The 13668-nt window shown below is 60.7% G+C and carries 15 protein-coding genes; 8 read left to right on the top strand and 7 right to left on the bottom strand.

The window, feature by feature from the left end; translation table 11 throughout:
- The first annotated feature begins 79 nt into the window (after nt 1-79).
- The 3 genes from araG to VGH41_RS00540 all read left to right on the top strand — a co-directional run bounded on the left by araG (nt 80) and on the right by VGH41_RS00540 (nt 4593).
- Nucleotides 80-1633: an L-arabinose ABC transporter ATP-binding protein AraG gene (gene araG, locus VGH41_RS00550; RefSeq protein ID WP_331595353.1), complete on the top strand. Its 1554-nt coding sequence runs from the start codon at nt 80-82 to the stop codon at nt 1631-1633.
- A 71-nt stretch (nt 1634-1704) separates the two neighbouring features.
- Nucleotides 1705-2706 (top strand): L-arabinose ABC transporter permease AraH, encoded by a 1002-nt coding sequence (gene araH, locus VGH41_RS00545; RefSeq protein WP_331595352.1) that lies wholly within the window; start codon nt 1705-1707, stop codon nt 2704-2706.
- Between the two features lie 153 nt (nt 2707-2859).
- A complete protein-coding gene (locus tag VGH41_RS00540; protein WP_331595351.1) occupies nt 2860-4593 on the top strand; it encodes an IlvD/Edd family dehydratase in 1734 nt (577 codons plus the stop codon).
- Between the two features lie 272 nt (nt 4594-4865).
- Here VGH41_RS00540 and sap1 read toward each other — a convergent pair whose 3' ends face one another.
- On the bottom strand, nt 4866-5207 hold the full coding sequence (gene sap1, locus VGH41_RS00535) for a surface attachment protein Sap1 (RefSeq protein WP_331595350.1): 342 nt from the start codon (nt 5205-5207) through the stop codon (nt 4866-4868).
- Nucleotides 5208-5703: 496 nt separating this feature from the next.
- Here sap1 and VGH41_RS00530 point away from each other — a divergent pair, with 496 nt between their 5' ends.
- On the top strand, nt 5704-6333 hold the full coding sequence (locus tag VGH41_RS00530) for a LysE family translocator (RefSeq protein ID WP_331595349.1): 630 nt from the start codon (nt 5704-5706) through the stop codon (nt 6331-6333).
- A 251-nt stretch (nt 6334-6584) separates the two neighbouring features.
- Nucleotides 6585-6749: a hypothetical protein gene (locus tag VGH41_RS00525; RefSeq protein WP_331595348.1), complete on the top strand. Its 165-nt coding sequence runs from the start codon at nt 6585-6587 to the stop codon at nt 6747-6749.
- A 58-nt stretch (nt 6750-6807) separates the two neighbouring features.
- Here VGH41_RS00525 and VGH41_RS00520 read toward each other — a convergent pair whose 3' ends face one another.
- On the bottom strand, nt 6808-7230 hold the full coding sequence (locus tag VGH41_RS00520) for an HIT family protein (RefSeq protein ID WP_331595347.1): 423 nt from the start codon (nt 7228-7230) through the stop codon (nt 6808-6810).
- A 253-nt stretch (nt 7231-7483) separates the two neighbouring features.
- Here VGH41_RS00520 and VGH41_RS00515 point away from each other — a divergent pair, with 253 nt between their 5' ends.
- Nucleotides 7484-7831: an ecotin precursor gene (locus VGH41_RS00515; RefSeq protein WP_331595346.1), complete on the top strand. Its 348-nt coding sequence runs from the start codon at nt 7484-7486 to the stop codon at nt 7829-7831.
- 141 nt (nt 7832-7972) lie between these two features.
- On the top strand, nt 7973-8173 hold the full coding sequence (locus VGH41_RS00510) for a hypothetical protein (RefSeq protein WP_331595345.1): 201 nt from the start codon (nt 7973-7975) through the stop codon (nt 8171-8173).
- Between the two features lie 64 nt (nt 8174-8237).
- Here VGH41_RS00510 and VGH41_RS00505 read toward each other — a convergent pair whose 3' ends face one another.
- From VGH41_RS00505 to mnmE, 4 genes are all read right to left on the bottom strand, one after another.
- Complete coding sequence (locus VGH41_RS00505; RefSeq protein ID WP_331595344.1) at nt 8238-8411, bottom strand: hypothetical protein; 174 nt, start codon at nt 8409-8411, stop codon at nt 8238-8240.
- A 540-nt stretch (nt 8412-8951) separates the two neighbouring features.
- The gene (locus VGH41_RS00500; protein ID WP_331595343.1) at nt 8952-9077 is read right to left on the bottom strand and encodes a hypothetical protein; all 126 of its coding nucleotides are present in this window, start codon (nt 9075-9077) and stop codon (nt 8952-8954) included.
- A 702-nt stretch (nt 9078-9779) separates the two neighbouring features.
- Nucleotides 9780-11015, bottom strand: coding sequence for a tyrosine-type recombinase/integrase (locus VGH41_RS00495; protein WP_331595342.1), 1236 nt, complete (start codon nt 11013-11015; stop codon nt 9780-9782).
- Between the two features lie 163 nt (nt 11016-11178).
- Nucleotides 11179-12579, bottom strand: a complete 1401-nt coding sequence (gene mnmE, locus VGH41_RS00490; RefSeq protein ID WP_331595341.1) for a tRNA uridine-5-carboxymethylaminomethyl(34) synthesis GTPase MnmE — start codon at nt 12577-12579, stop codon at nt 11179-11181.
- A gap of 350 nt (nt 12580-12929) precedes the next feature.
- On the opposite strand from mnmE, the gene VGH41_RS00485 reads away from it, so the two are divergent.
- Nucleotides 12930-13337: an XRE family transcriptional regulator gene (locus tag VGH41_RS00485; protein ID WP_331595391.1), complete on the top strand. Its 408-nt coding sequence runs from the start codon at nt 12930-12932 to the stop codon at nt 13335-13337.
- A 135-nt stretch (nt 13338-13472) separates the two neighbouring features.
- Here VGH41_RS00485 and VGH41_RS00480 read toward each other — a convergent pair.
- Nucleotides 13473-13668, bottom strand: a 196-nt coding sequence (locus VGH41_RS00480; RefSeq protein WP_331595340.1) for a YidC/Oxa1 family membrane protein insertase, incomplete at its 5' end; no start/stop codon positions are given.

Genomic DNA, 13668 nt, shown 5'->3' with positions numbered 1-13668 from the left:
GTGAACTGAACACGCCCGGTGTGGGCCGATGACGCCACGTATCGGCCCACCTGCTGTGTCCATCTGCAAGAGGCATTCGATGACCGTTTCACACAACGAAGCCGCCCGCGAGGAAGCGCGTGCATCCTTCGATCCCGCGCGCGCCGATACCGATGCGTATCTCCAGCTCGACGGCATTACCGTGCGTTTTCCGGGAGTGCTGGCGCTCGACCGGGTGTCGCTCGGCGTAAGGCGCGGGGAAGTGCATGGCTTGATGGGCGAAAACGGCGCCGGTAAATCGACGCTGCTGAAAGTGCTCTCCGGCGTCAATCAGCCGGTGGCGGGCACGCTGGCGCTGAACGGCGTGACGCAACAGTTCACGACGACCAAGGCGGCCATCGAAGCCGGCATCGCGATCATTTATCAGGAACTGCACCTGGTGCCGGAACTGACGGTGGCGGAAAACCTGATGCTCGGCGCCCTGCCCAACCGCTTTGGCGTGCTCGACGAAAAGGCGCTGGTGGCGCGCGCCGTGCGCGAGCTGGAACGTCTCGGCGAGAAGATCGATCCGTCGCAACAGGTCAAGCATCTTTCCATCGGGCAGCGGCAGATGATCGAAATCGGCAAGGCGCTAATGCGCGATGCGCGCGTCATTGCCTTCGACGAGCCGACCAGTTCGCTGTCGTCGCGCGAGACCACGCAGCTGTTTCGCATCATCCGCGCGCTCAAGGCCGAGGGCCGCGCGATCATCTACGTGACGCACCGCATGGATGAAGTCTACGAACTGTGCGATCGCGTGACGGTGTTTCGCGATGGTCGCCATATCGATACGTTCGAGGCCGGCGCAGAACTCGATCGCGACCGTTTGATCAGCTGCTTGGTGGGCCGCTCGATTGCGGACGTGTATGGCTATCGTCCGCGTGCAACCGGCGACGTGCAGCTCGAAGTCAAGGAACTCATGGGACCGGGCCTGAAAGAGCCCGCCTCGTTTGCCGCGCGTGCCGGCGAGATTGTCGGCTTCTTCGGCCTCGTGGGCGCGGGCCGCTCCGAGTTGATGAAGCTGATCTACGGCGCCGTGAAATCCACCGGCGGCGAGATCGCGCTCAGGGGCCAGCGCGTGCGCTTTGCCACACCGCGCGATGCGGTGCGCGCCGGCGTGGCGTTGTGTCCGGAAGACCGCAAGCAGGAAGGCATCGTGTCGATTGCGTCCGTTGCGGACAACCTGAATATCAGTTGCCGGCGCCACTTCAGCCGCTTCAACGTGCTCAACGGCCGCAAGGAAGCGCAGACCGCGAAAGACTTCATCGCAAAGCTCGCCATCAAGACACGCAATGGCGAGACGCCGATCGGCACGCTCTCCGGCGGCAATCAGCAGAAGGTGATCCTGTCGCGCTGGCTCGCGGAAGAGATCGACGTGTTCCTGATGGATGAACCGACGCGCGGCATCGACGTCGGCGCGCGCAGTGAAATCTACAGCCTGCTGTACGGGCTGGCTGAAGCGGGCCGCACGGTGATCGTGGTGTCGAGCGATCTGGCCGAAGTGATCGGCGTGGCGGACCGCGTGCTGGTGATGAAGGAAGGTTGCATCGTCGGCGATCTGCCCAAGGCACAAGCGACGCCCGACGCGCTGATCAAGCTCGCCCTGCCCCGCTAGCTGCAAAGCGCCGCACAACACTGCATTGCGCAACTGATTTCGGACATGGAATCAAGCAAGGATTAGACAACATGCAAACCCAATCAACTGACTCCACCCCACCGGCCGTCTCGAGCGGCATCACGGCACGCGCGGCGCGCACGTGGGATCTGATCAACAGGTCCGGCATCGTGATGGTGTTCATCATCCTGTTTGCCGTGCTGTCGTTCACGGTGCCGGACTTCATCAGCTCGCGCAATATTCAGGGGCTGCTGCTGTCGGTGACGCTGATCGGCTCGATCTCCGTCACGATGATGTTCGTGCTGGCGCTAGGCGAAGTGGATCTGTCCGTCGCGTCGATCGTCGCCTTCGCGGGCGTCACCGCATCCACCTTGATCACCGCGACCCATAGCGTGATGCTGGGCGTCGTCGCCGGCGTTCTGGCGGGCGGCGCGGTCGGGCTCGTCAACGGCGTGCTGGTGGCGCGCTACAAGATCAATTCGCTGATCGTCACGCTGGCCATGATGGAAGTCGTGCGCGGCCTCGCCTTCATCACCTCCAACGGCGACGCGGTGATGATCTCCGAAGAACGCTTCTTCGATCTGGGCGGTGGTTCGTTCCTCGGCATTTCGTATCCGATCTGGAGCAACATCGTCGGCTTCGTGCTGTTCGGCTTTCTGCTGAAAAAGACGGTGTTCGGCAAAAACGTGCTGGCGGTCGGCGGCAACAGCGAAGCCGCCCTGCTCGCCGGCTTGCCCGTCACACGCATCAAGATCACCGTGTTCGTGCTGCAAGGTCTCGTCACCGGTTTTGCCGGCGTGATGCTGGCCTCGCGGATGAGCCTCGGCGACCCGAAGACTTCCGTAGGTCTCGAACTCGGCGTGATTTCCGCGTGCGTGCTGGGCGGCGTCTCGCTGACGGGCGGCGTCGCCACGATTTCCGGCGTGCTGGTGGGCGTGCTGATCATGGGCTCGGTGCAGGACGCCATGAGCCTGCTGAACGTGCCGACCTTTTACCAATACCTGATTCGCGGCGGTATTCTGCTGTTAGCGGTGCTGTTCGACCAGTACCGTCGCAGCAAACGCGTCCACTGAAACGGCCGCCCGCACCCTATTGATTTTTCGCAGCACCATTTTTCCTGGGACCGGAGTAAGCGCTTAAGCGCCAACTCGGGCGACCGCGATACAACCGCATGGGACAGGAGTAAGCGCAAAAGCGTCAACTCCGGCCAACATTGGAGACTCTAAATGGCAGATTCAAAACAGACCAAAAAGCCACTGCGCAGCCAGGCATGGTTTGGCCTGAAGGACCGCGATGGCTTTCTGCACCGCTCGTGGATGAAAAACCAGGGCATCCCGCACGACGAATTCGACGGCAGGCCGGTGATCGGCATCTGCAATACCTGGTCGGAATTGACGCCTTGCAATGCTCACTTCCGTGAACTCGCGGAATACGTGAAGAAAGGCGTCCACGAAGCGGGTGGCTTGCCGCTCGAATTCCCGGTGATGTCGCTCGGCGAAACCAATTTGCGCCCGACGGCCATGCTGTTCCGCAATCTGGCGTCGATGGACGTCGAAGAGTCGATTCGCGGCAATCCGATGGACGGCGTGATCCTGCTGGTGGGCTGCGACAAGACCACCCCGGCGCTGCTGATGGGCGCGGCGTCGTGCAATCTGCCCGCGCTGGCGGTCTCCGGCGGCCCGATGCTGAATGGCCGCTTTCGGGGTAAGAACATCGGCTCGGGCACGGGCGTCTGGCAGATGTCGGAGGAAGTGCGCGCCGGCACCATGACGCAGGAGGAATTCACCGAAGCCGAATCGTGCATGAACCGCTCGCGCGGCCATTGCATGACGATGGGCACGGCGTCGACGATGGCCTCGATGGTGGAATCGCTCGGCATGGGTCTGCCGCACAACGCGGCGATTCCGGCCGTCGACGCCCGCCGTCAGGTGCTCGCGCATCTGGCTGGCCGGCGCATCGTCGACATGGTTCGCGAGGACCTGACGATGGACAAGATCCTCACGCGCCAGGCGTTCGAAAACGCGATCCGCACGAATGCGGCAATTGGCGGTTCGACCAATGCCGTGGTGCACCTGATCGCGCTCGCCAAGCGCATTGGCGTGGAGCTGACGCTGGAAGACTGGGAGCTCGGTTCAAACGTGCCGTGCCTCGTGAATCTGCAGCCGTCCGGCGAATACCTGATGGAGGATTTCTATTACGCGGGCGGCTTGCCGGCGGTGCTCAAGCAGCTCGGCGAGCAAGGGCTGCTGCATCGCGACGCGCTGACGGTCAACGGCAAGACGATCTGGGACAACGTCAACAGCGCGCCGAACTACGACGAGAAGGTCATCACGACCTTCAAGGAGCCGTTCAAGCCGAAGGCGGGGATTGCGGTACTGAAGGGCAATCTGGCGCCGAACGGGGCGGTGATCAAGCCGTCGGCGGCTACGCCGCATCTGCTGAAGCATCGCGGTCGCGCGGTGGTGTTCGAGAACATCGAGGAGCTGCACGCGAAGGTCGACGACGACTCGCTCGACATCGACGAACACTGCATCATGGTGCTCAAGGGCGCGGGTCCGAAGGGTTATCCGGGCTTTGCGGAAGTGGGCAACATGCCGCTGCCGAAAAAGGTGCTGCAAAAAGGCATCACGGACATGGTGCGCATCTCCGATGGCCGCATGAGCGGCACGGCATACGGCGCGGTTGTGCTGCACGTGTCGCCGGAGGCGGCTGCAGGAGGGCCGCTCGCGCTGGTGCAGACGGGCGACATGATCGAGCTCGACGTGGAAGCGCGGCGCCTGCATCTGGAGGTGTCCGACGAAGAACTCGCTCGCCGCCGTGCCGCATGGCAGGCCCCCGAGGCGCCTGCACGCGGTTACTACAAGCTGTACGTGGAACATGTGCTGCAAGCGGACCAGGGCGCGGATCTCGACTTCCTGGTGGGATCGAGCGGCGCACCGGTGCCGCGCGATTCGCATTGAGCGCGCGCTGAGCACGCGGTTACGGTTTACTCCTGCGCTTTGCGAGAAGGCGTGAGGCCGATGTGGAGCAATCCGCATCGGCTTTTTTTATCCCGAACTTTCGACGCCGGGTTTAAAAACGAACAAATGAAAAACGGCCGGGCAAATGCCCAGCCGCTATTTATCTACGGACTGTCCGCGCGTAGATTTTGATTGCGCCCATTCACCAGCCGGCCCATTTCAAGACCGCAGCTTTCGATTCTGCCCGGCTTGAATACCGGGCGAAAACCGTATTACTGCTTGATGAACCGATCGCTTGCCCAGAGGCCTTCCGTATCGCTATTGCCGGAATTGACGAATTCGACGTCATGGCCGACCACGCGCACGACGCGGAAACTCGAATTCTCCGGCGTCGAGATGCACTGATAGCCCGAGAAGAATTCCTGCATTTGCTGTTGTTCGCCCGCCTGGGCGTGCTGATCGGCGGCGTCGAGTTTATCCTTCGACAGGCAGCCGTACGCGTTGGGCTTGAACTGAATGGTCTGCTGCGGCTTGATGACCACGTCCTGAGCCTGCACTGCGGACGCGCCGGCGATTCCCGCCATGGCGAACAGAAGAGCGATGCGCATTTTCATATTTTGCCTCCGTGCGGGTGAATACTCAGGTTAGCTATGTATTTAACTGCCAGTCGATACCCGCATCTTGCACTTTAGAAGAAGTTAGGCCACCTACAAGCACATCTTGTGTGCACTTGCAACAGCGACGAATCGTCGCACCCTCGGTTTGAATACCAGGGCGGACAGCGCGTGACCCGAACTGCTTGATTTATGAGGTATTCCTTGAAGCGGGGCAGAACGCAACGCTTTAAGTGGCAATGCTGTGCGACGTGTATGCGCGTAAACGCGCACACCTGATTAAGTGACTTAATACTTTGATTAAACGCGCTTGATGCGGCGCACACAAAGTCATTCAGCCGATAATTCGGAATGCGGCTTATATCGGGCTAATTGCAGAATAAAAACGGTGCCAGGTCTTGCGGGCGCGCCAACCGGAACGAAGCGTCCGCAAGTAAAAGGCGCTTGCACGCCACGAAAGTTCGTGGATAAATCAGGCGACTTTTGGAGACTCCTCATGACGCTTGCCCATTGGCTTCCCTTTGCGATCGCTTCGGCGATTCTGGTTGCAATCCCCGGTCCGACGGTATTGCTGGTCATCTCTTACGCACTTGGCCATGGCCGGCGTTTTGCGCTCGTCACGACGGCCGGCGTGGCGCTCGGCGATCTGACTTCAATGACGGCATCGATGCTCGGTCTTGGCGTGATTCTCGCCGCATCAGCAGCGTTATTCACGGCGTTGAAATGGCTGGGCGCCGCTTATCTGATCTATCTGGGCATCAAGTTATGGCGCGCGCCGGCGCGGGCCGAAGAGACGCCGGATACGGCGGAAACCCGTCCTGGCCGCATCTTTGCTCATGCCTACGCGGTGACGGCGCTCAATCCGAAAAGCATCATTTTCTTCGTGGCGTTCGTGCCGCAATTCATGGATCCGCACCTGGCCGCCGCATCGCAAATCGTCGTCTTCGAAGCGACGTTCGTGTTGCTCGGCACCTTGAACGCGTTTTTCTACGCGATGCTCGCCTCGGCCGCGCGGCGCGCGATTCGTAGCGCGCGAGTACAGCGCATCGTCAACCGCACGGGCGGAAGTTTGCTGATTGGCGCGGGAATCTTTGCTGCCACGTGGAAAAAAGCCTCGGCTGGATGATGAGCAGGCCGCGTACAGCGAGTCAGGGTAAGTCCTGTCATGCCCTTGGTACTTCGTAAGCTGCATGGTGGGCAATCGCGGCGCGGTGCCCGCTCGCCGTGATGCCCCGCGGGGTTTCGCGGGGACAGGACGGCGGCTTGCCGGAGATAGGGCGCGATGCCGTGCGTCGCTGCGCGCGCGGGGCCACATTACAGGCACGCGGAGTGCGTCTACAATGCAATCACGGACTTGGGCGATAGGAGGATGCTGTCATGGAGCACCTGATTCTAGGCGCGTTTCTGGTCGTGCCACTGCTGATAGTCGCATTCCTGTTCTCCGACGAACTGTGGCAGGAACATCTGCAGCGAGCGAACAAAGACCACCCGCGGCACATCGATTGGCGTCATCCTCTGCGCAGTTTGTGGCATCACCATTGATGCGGGTTCGGGCGGTCTTTGATTCCGCTGCAGGACGGGCGAAGCGCTCAGTGAGTGGTTACGCGCCAAGCTCGGCACGAATGCGTTGTGCGAGCGCTCCGAGGCTCGCCTGAGCGGCGATTTCGCGCGCGTGCATACGTAGCGGCAGGCCTTCCCAGCGCGGGATCACATGAAAATGCACATGCGCGACGGTCTGTCCCGCCGCTGCGCCGTTGAATTGCCCAATGAACACGCCGTCCGGCTGGAGTGCCGCACGCACAGCAATGGCAACACGCTGGGTCATGCGGATGCACGCCACAGTCGCCTCATCCGATAGTTCGAAAATCTCCGCGGCCGCTTCCTTCGGCACCACCAGCACATGTCCCTCGGATTGCGGCATCACGTCCATGAAGGCGAGTGTGGCGTCCGTTTCCGCGATCTTGATGCTGGGCAGCTCGCCACGCAGAATCCTCGCGAACGGGTTGTTGTCGTCGTAGCTCATTGAGATCCTCAAGCCGAAAGGTTATGGCAGGGCCGTTTTTGTATCCGTGCCGGCCCGATTTTCACTGCAGCATCATGAAGCGCGTCTCCGAAGCGTGCAAGCGGGCGCGCGCGCGTGCGATGAAATGCCTTGCTGGAAACTGTCGGCCAGGTCTTACAACCGTAATGCCCCGTTACCACTTGCAGCATCTATTTCTGTTGCTGGCCCCCACAATCCGCCGCATGTACTTACATGACGTCAAAGGGCGGAAAAAATGAGAAAAATCGCGGCGGTGTTCTTGGTGGCCGGCGGCTTGGCGGTCGCGGGTCAAGCGTCTGCGCATGACGGCGGGGACGTCGTCGGCGCCCTCATTGGCGGGGCGGTGATTGGTGCCGTGGTGAGTTCGGTGCTGAACCCGACGCCGGTTGTTGCGTATCAGGCACCGGTTTATGCGCCTGCCTATCAGACGCCGGTGTATCAGCAGGCGCCGGCCTACGCCGCGCCTGCCCCCGCGCCTGGATATTGCTACGACCCGTATCACGGAGCGTACGTTGCATGCGGTCCCGCGCCTGCTGGCCAATATGGTTATGCGCCGCCGCCGCCACCTCAGCAGGGATGGTAAGCGGCGCGGTTGCGGACCTCGAGGGCGCAATGGGGTCGCAAACGTTTGGCTTGTCGCGACCACTTAATTCTTCATAGGGTATGCCCGAATACTGCGCTCAAAACGCTCAAGTTTTGCGCAGCCCCGGCCGAAATCCTGGCTATGAACAACAACCAATTCGTGCCGTTTGGGCCGGGGTATCCGGCGTATCTCGAGGTACGCGCGCTAGCGTTGAGCGTCGCTGCGATCCGCAAAGCCCAAGGCAAGAAAAACCCTGCCGACTATGCGGTTGGTTCGCCCAACTGGGAAGCCGCCGATGAGGAATTTGCGCGCGATTTGCTGCGCATACTGAGCGGCGAATAGGCCGGCGGCGGACTTTTCGAGCCCTGCATGGCCGGGCGCGCGCCGAGCTTGTTGGCGCGCCGCGTCAGTGTCTGTGGCGCATCCAGTCGACGTGATGCGTGTCGAGCCAGCGCTCGCGGTGCTCGCCGCCGTGCCCGCTCTCGCCATCGCGTCGATAGTGGGACACTGCCCACAACGCAACGCCGACCACTGCCATCACGAATGGCCCCAGCAAATAAGCCACTACCGATTGACTCATGACACCCTCCGTCGAGGTCGCGACTATCGTCGCAGTTCATCGCTTCATTTTAGGCGATGCGTGAGCAAAATCAGGCGGCTTGTGTTTGAAACGACCTCACGCGCACGGCGCAATTTCATGGAACGCATAGGCGGCTTGGTCTGCCGCCGCACAGTCGGATTCGTCAGACCAGGTCAGAATGCGTTTGCGTGATACCGAACCCCGGTTCGCGTGTGGGATATAGGCAGAGACTTTCGGCCCGCCCTGTGCGGGCTTTCTTTTGCGACCTAAGATAAACATCACAGGCATACCGCGAAGGGGCAGCCATGGACGTGACCTGGGTTGGCGTCGCAATCGGTTGTTCGGCCTTGTTGATCGCCACGTTGTTCGTGGCCAGCCACTATCGGCGCGAGCGTCTTCGGCAGCGCATGATTCGCAGCATGCACGGGCATCGTTTATACGATTTCACGCGGCCAAAGCGCTAAATGCCATTTGCGGCGCAAGTCCGCAAACCGCGTCCCGGGAATGATTGGACCTGCTTCCTCGCGATCCTCTGCGCCATCATCTGAGGTTATGTTTCTCGAACCACTTAATGAGTCGCTCCCGGTTGGTGTGGGTCGCGCGTATCGCTGCGCCGAATACGACCAGGATGGTCGCCATCGAAATCGCCAACATTGACTCGGTCATGGCCGCCTCCTTCGCGCGTGCAAACCTTGTCTGCAGTTTAGTCATCCTGAGGCATTTTCGCGGGCGGCGAACCCGTCCATTTCGTGCGGATTTCGCGCAAAGAAAAAGGCCGCCAAAAAGGCGGCCAAAAAACGGTACTACATGCGCGGGGGATCACGCACGGGTCAGACTGTATGCCATCTACTCTGAGCGATGCGCTTAAGATGCCGCAGCAAACTTAGATTTGTCGGAATCGGACTGCATTGATTTTTCGCTCTCAAACGTTACGCCGCGAATGTTTTGTGATGCGAAATAGTTGGCAAAGCTAAAGGTCTGATGTAACGATTTGCGATTCAAAGCAAGTTGCTGCGGCTCGCGAATTGCGGTCGTGGGATCGAGTGAGCAATGTGCGCAAGGCTGAGCAGATGAGTACTTCGATTCGCGCTCGCCATGCAATTCTTCAGTGGGATTTTTTTAACCTCGAATGCGGCGTGAATTGTTTGCCATTAGCAATCATGCCGCTGACTTAAGCAGGCTTCTCCGATTTGATCGCCGGTGCAGATGTTCCAGATTGAATTGGTTAGCGGTTAATGTGATAACAGTTTGCCCAAGAATCGTAACCTAGTGAAAAACCTTCTCTTCATTTATGGTTAGCAGTTCAGGGCGGTTATCAAATTTTCTGTGTACCATCCAACCTCTATATCGTGGAAGGGCGGTTCCCGGCTAGGCCGCAGCAGGAGAACCGCTGCTACTGACGGCATGTCGGCCTTCCTCGATCTGCGCGTCTACGAAATTCGCCCATAACTGCAGTATCCCGCGCCGCTCGGCGGCGCAGGCGGCCGGGTCCATGGTGACCGCTGCGCTAGCTTCAGTGTTGCGCGCCAACACGTCCTCGATTATTTCCGCGGGTTGCCCCATCTCCTGCAAATGCGTCGTCGCCGTACGGCGAAAGTCGTGCAGGACGAAATGTTCTATGTCCAGCCCAAGTGCCTTCACGGCCTGGTTCAGCGTGCTCTTCGCGATGGGACGGTCCTCGCCTCTGACAGTCGGAAACACGAATGTGCGGCTGCTTTTGGCTTCGCGCAGTTCGCGCAACACGGCGACGGCCTGGCTCGGCAGATGGACCCAGTGCTCGCGGCCCGTCTTCATCCGCGTGGCCGGGATCTTCCATATTGCGGCCTTGAAATCGAATTCGGCCCACGTGGCCTCGATCAATTCAGACTTCCGAACCATCGTGAGCACGAGCAGATGCAACGCCAGCTTCAGCGGCCGGCGGATGCCCGAGGCGTAGATTGCGCGCAGCGTCGTGCCGATTTCCGCCGGCGAAAGGACGCGCGTACGGCTATCCGGCGTGGCGATCAGGCGCGCCGGCACGTCCGCCGCCGGGTTGCTCGTTGCAAGCTGCCGCTCGATCAGATACACGTAGAGCCGCTTGATCACGTTGCGCGTATGCAGCGCCATTTTGGGCGAGCCGCGCTTCTTGATCCGTTCGCAGATGGCGATCACGTCCTCCGGAGTCACCGAGCTAATCGGCTGGTTGCCGAGGGCGGGAAGCACGTCCTTTTCCAGCGCACGCCGGGTGGTGCGCTGATATTCGTCCGACTTGCGCACCATCGCCGTTGACAGATACAGCTCCGCGGCGTCGCGTAGGAGGTCGACGCGCTTTTCAGCACCGCGATCGCGCCGCGCGGTGCTGGCCGGCGAAACGCCTTGTGCGACCATCTCCGCGTATTTTCGCGCCCGTTCCCGTGCCACCCGCAGCGAGATCCTCCGGTAGTCGCCAATCGTGGCGAGCGGCTGACGCTTGCCGTTCAGCGAGTAGCGAAAGCGCCAGATTTTGGTGCCGGTCGTCATGACTTCCAGTATCAGACCATGGCCGTCGGCGACGGAGTAGCGCGTCTCACGCGGTTCCATTGCACGGACTTGTGATTCGCTAAGAGGTGGAACGGTTTTAGGCATGCTGGAGGTATTGGTACACAGAGCATGCCTACAAGAGAGATTGGCAATCTGTGTACCAAAAAAGCGCGTTCTGGAGTGGCCACAGTATAGCGACAGATTTGCCGATTTGATGCGTATATTAAGGCAGATTCTCGCGCCGCTTGCGCCCGGTCCGGAGGCTGGCTTACTTCCCGATACAAAACCGGCTGAAAATCACACCGAGTAGGTCGTCGGAAGTAAACTCGCCCGTGATCGAATTCAGTTGCTCCTGCGCAAGTCGCAATTCTTCGGCGAACAGATCGAGCGCCTGGGCGTTTTGATCGGCGTGCGCCGCGGCCGTGGCGAGATGTTCCTGCGCGGCGCGCAGTGCAATCAGGTGCCGTTCGCGCGCGAGGTACACGCTTTCCGCGCCGGCCTGCCAGCCGGCAACGCGCAGCAGTTCCGCGCGCAGCAAAGCGATGCCGTCGCCCTGTTTGGCCGACAGTCGGACCTCGCGCAGATCTGCGCCTGTGTTCTCATCAAGCGCATGTACGGCGGGCGCGAGATCGGTCAGGTCCGTCTTGTTCAGCACGCGCAGCACCGGCACGCCGGCCGGAAAGCGTCCGGCAATCACGACGTCTTCGTCATTCATGCCGGTGCGCGCATCCAGCAGATGCAGCACCACATCCGCCCGCTCGATCTCGCTCCACGTGCGCGCAATACCGATCTTTTCCACTTCATCCTCGGTTTCGCGCAGGCCGGCGGTGTCGATCACATGCAGCGGAATGCCTTCGATCTGGATGGTCTGCGCGACCTTATCGCGCGTCGTACCGGCGATCGGCGTCACGATCGCCAGCTCCGCACCCGCGAGCGCGTTCAGCAATGACGACTTGCCCACGTTCGGCTGACCGGCCAGCACGACCGATAACCCTTCGCGCAATAGCGCGCCCTGACGCGCTTCATTCAGTACGTGCGCGAGCTGTTCGCGGATCCGCGCGAGCTTGCCGCGCGCGTCCGCGGCCTCGAGGAAGTCGATTTCCTCTTCAGGAAAGTCGAGGGTTGCTTCGACCAGCATCCGCAGGGTGATCACCTCTTCGACCATGGCGTGGATGTCGCGCGAAAACGCGCCTTCCAGCGAGCGACCGGCCGAGCGAGCCGCCGCCTCGGTGCTCGCTTCAATCAGATCGGCCACGGCTTCGGCCTGGGCCAGATCGAGCTTGTCGTTGAGAAACGCGCGGCGCGTGAACTCGCCGGGTTCCGCGAGTCGCAGACCGATTGCGCGGCCGGCGTCGATGCAGCGCTGCAGTACGAGTTGCAACACGATCGGACCGCCGTGGCCTTGCAGCTCCAGCACGTGCTCGCCGGTGTACGAATTGGGCGCCGGAAAGTACAGCGCGATGCCGCGATCGAGCGCGTTGCCGGCGGCGTCCAGAAAGGGCACGTAACTCGCGTGGCGCGGCGCGAGCGTCTGCCCGGTGAGCGCGTGCATCAAGGGTTCGGCTGCGGTCGCGCCGGCTTTGCCGAACGAGATCCGCACTACGCCGATCCCGCCGCGACCGGGCGCGGTGGCAATGGCGACGATGGGATCGGAATCGGTGGCGAGCATGGAATTCGAGGAGTGGAAAGGAAGAAGTAGGGCGCCTTGAAGGGCGCGAAGCATTGTAACGCGGGGGCCCAAACGAACTTCGAGTGACGCGACCGATCGCAGGATCGTCGTTTCTTAAGATGAGTCAGGATTTATCTTAATTGCGATAAGATAAGTTTTCGGAACATTCGGACCGATTGCGGCAGCCGGCGAAACGACGAAGCTCCGATGCAAGAGGAAAATGGGACTTCCGATAAAATGGCTCAAGCCGTTATCTGGCGCTTATTTCAGGCTAAAAATAACCTATTTGCGTGAAATTATCGCCTAAACGGTTGTCCACTGAAGGCGTGCCGGATTGCACAATTTGGCCCATGCCGACCTCCAAAGAAAAACTAGCATTCGCCAAAAGGCTGGAAGACCAGATTGCCCGCAAGAACGTCAAGGGTGGGACCCAGCTCGCCAAGGCATTCAACCTTCTGCATCGCGGCGAGGCCCCCGTTTCGCCACAGACCGCTCACAAGTGGCTGACCGGGCGGACCATTCCCACGTCCGACAAACTGCAGACGCTCGCCGACTGGCTGGGCGTCAATGTGCATTGGCTGCATTACGGACCGCCGCCGCCAACGGTCGTCAAAACCAGGCCGCTGGCACCGGGTGAAAAGTATCCGCTGACGCCTGAAGCCATTGAGCTCGCTTCGAAAATCGAGGCGCTGGATCCGAAGGATCGCAACTTTCTCGAAGAATTTGTCGAACGGTTGTACGACGCCGGGAAAGAGTAAGCGCCGCGCGCCGCGCACCGCGCATGAAAAAAGCCGCCCGGTTTGCCAACCGGGCGGCTTTTTTGCAGCTTTGAGCAAGCTTTAGAAGCAGGGCGGCTGATGGGCCACCCGTTTTCAGCTTTCGATACCCGACGCTCAGGCCGCCTTGGTCTTCGACTGCCCCATCATCCGCGTGATGTAGTACTGCTGGGCAATCGACAGCACGTTGTTCACGACGTAGTACAGCACCAGACCGGCCGGGAAAAAGAAGAACATGACCGAGAAGGCGATCGGCATGAACATCATCATCTTGGCTTGCACCGGGTCCGGGGGTGTCGGGTTCAGGCGCGTT

This window comes from Paraburkholderia sp., assembly GCF_036488795.1.
Lineage (GTDB): Bacteria > Pseudomonadota > Gammaproteobacteria > Burkholderiales > Burkholderiaceae > Paraburkholderia.
Note: the sequence above shows the minus strand (reverse complement) of the source record. Positions and strands in the feature narration are given on the sequence as shown.

Bases quoted from the DNA above. Each gene is read 5' to 3' on its own strand.
- VGH41_RS00530 (WP_331595349.1), top strand. From the start codon at position 5,704: ATGACGCTTGCCCATTGGCTTCCCTTTGCGATCGCTTCGGCGATTCTG.
- araG (WP_331595353.1), top strand. From the start codon at position 80: ATGACCGTTTCACACAACGAAGCCGCCCGCGAGGAAGCGCGTGCATCC.
- VGH41_RS00485 (WP_331595391.1), top strand. From the start codon at position 12,930: ATGCCGACCTCCAAAGAAAAACTAGCATTCGCCAAAAGGCTGGAAGAC.
- VGH41_RS00510 (WP_331595345.1), top strand. From the start codon at position 7,973: ATGAACAACAACCAATTCGTGCCGTTTGGGCCGGGGTATCCGGCGTAT.
- VGH41_RS00500 (WP_331595343.1), bottom strand. From the start codon at position 9,077: ATGACCGAGTCAATGTTGGCGATTTCGATGGCGACCATCCTGGTCGTA.
- mnmE (WP_331595341.1), bottom strand. From the start codon at position 12,579: ATGCTCGCCACCGATTCCGATCCCATCGTCGCCATTGCCACCGCGCCC.
- VGH41_RS00520 (WP_331595347.1), bottom strand. From the start codon at position 7,230: ATGAGCTACGACGACAACAACCCGTTCGCGAGGATTCTGCGTGGCGAG.
- araH (WP_331595352.1), top strand. From the start codon at position 1,705: ATGCAAACCCAATCAACTGACTCCACCCCACCGGCCGTCTCGAGCGGC.
- VGH41_RS00525 (WP_331595348.1), top strand. From the start codon at position 6,585: ATGGAGCACCTGATTCTAGGCGCGTTTCTGGTCGTGCCACTGCTGATA.
- sap1 (WP_331595350.1), bottom strand. From the start codon at position 5,207: ATGAAAATGCGCATCGCTCTTCTGTTCGCCATGGCGGGAATCGCCGGC.
- VGH41_RS00540 (WP_331595351.1), top strand. From the start codon at position 2,860: ATGGCAGATTCAAAACAGACCAAAAAGCCACTGCGCAGCCAGGCATGG.
- VGH41_RS00505 (WP_331595344.1), bottom strand. From the start codon at position 8,411: ATGAGTCAATCGGTAGTGGCTTATTTGCTGGGGCCATTCGTGATGGCA.
- VGH41_RS00515 (WP_331595346.1), top strand. From the start codon at position 7,484: ATGAGAAAAATCGCGGCGGTGTTCTTGGTGGCCGGCGGCTTGGCGGTC.
- VGH41_RS00495 (WP_331595342.1), bottom strand. From the start codon at position 11,015: ATGCCTAAAACCGTTCCACCTCTTAGCGAATCACAAGTCCGTGCAATG.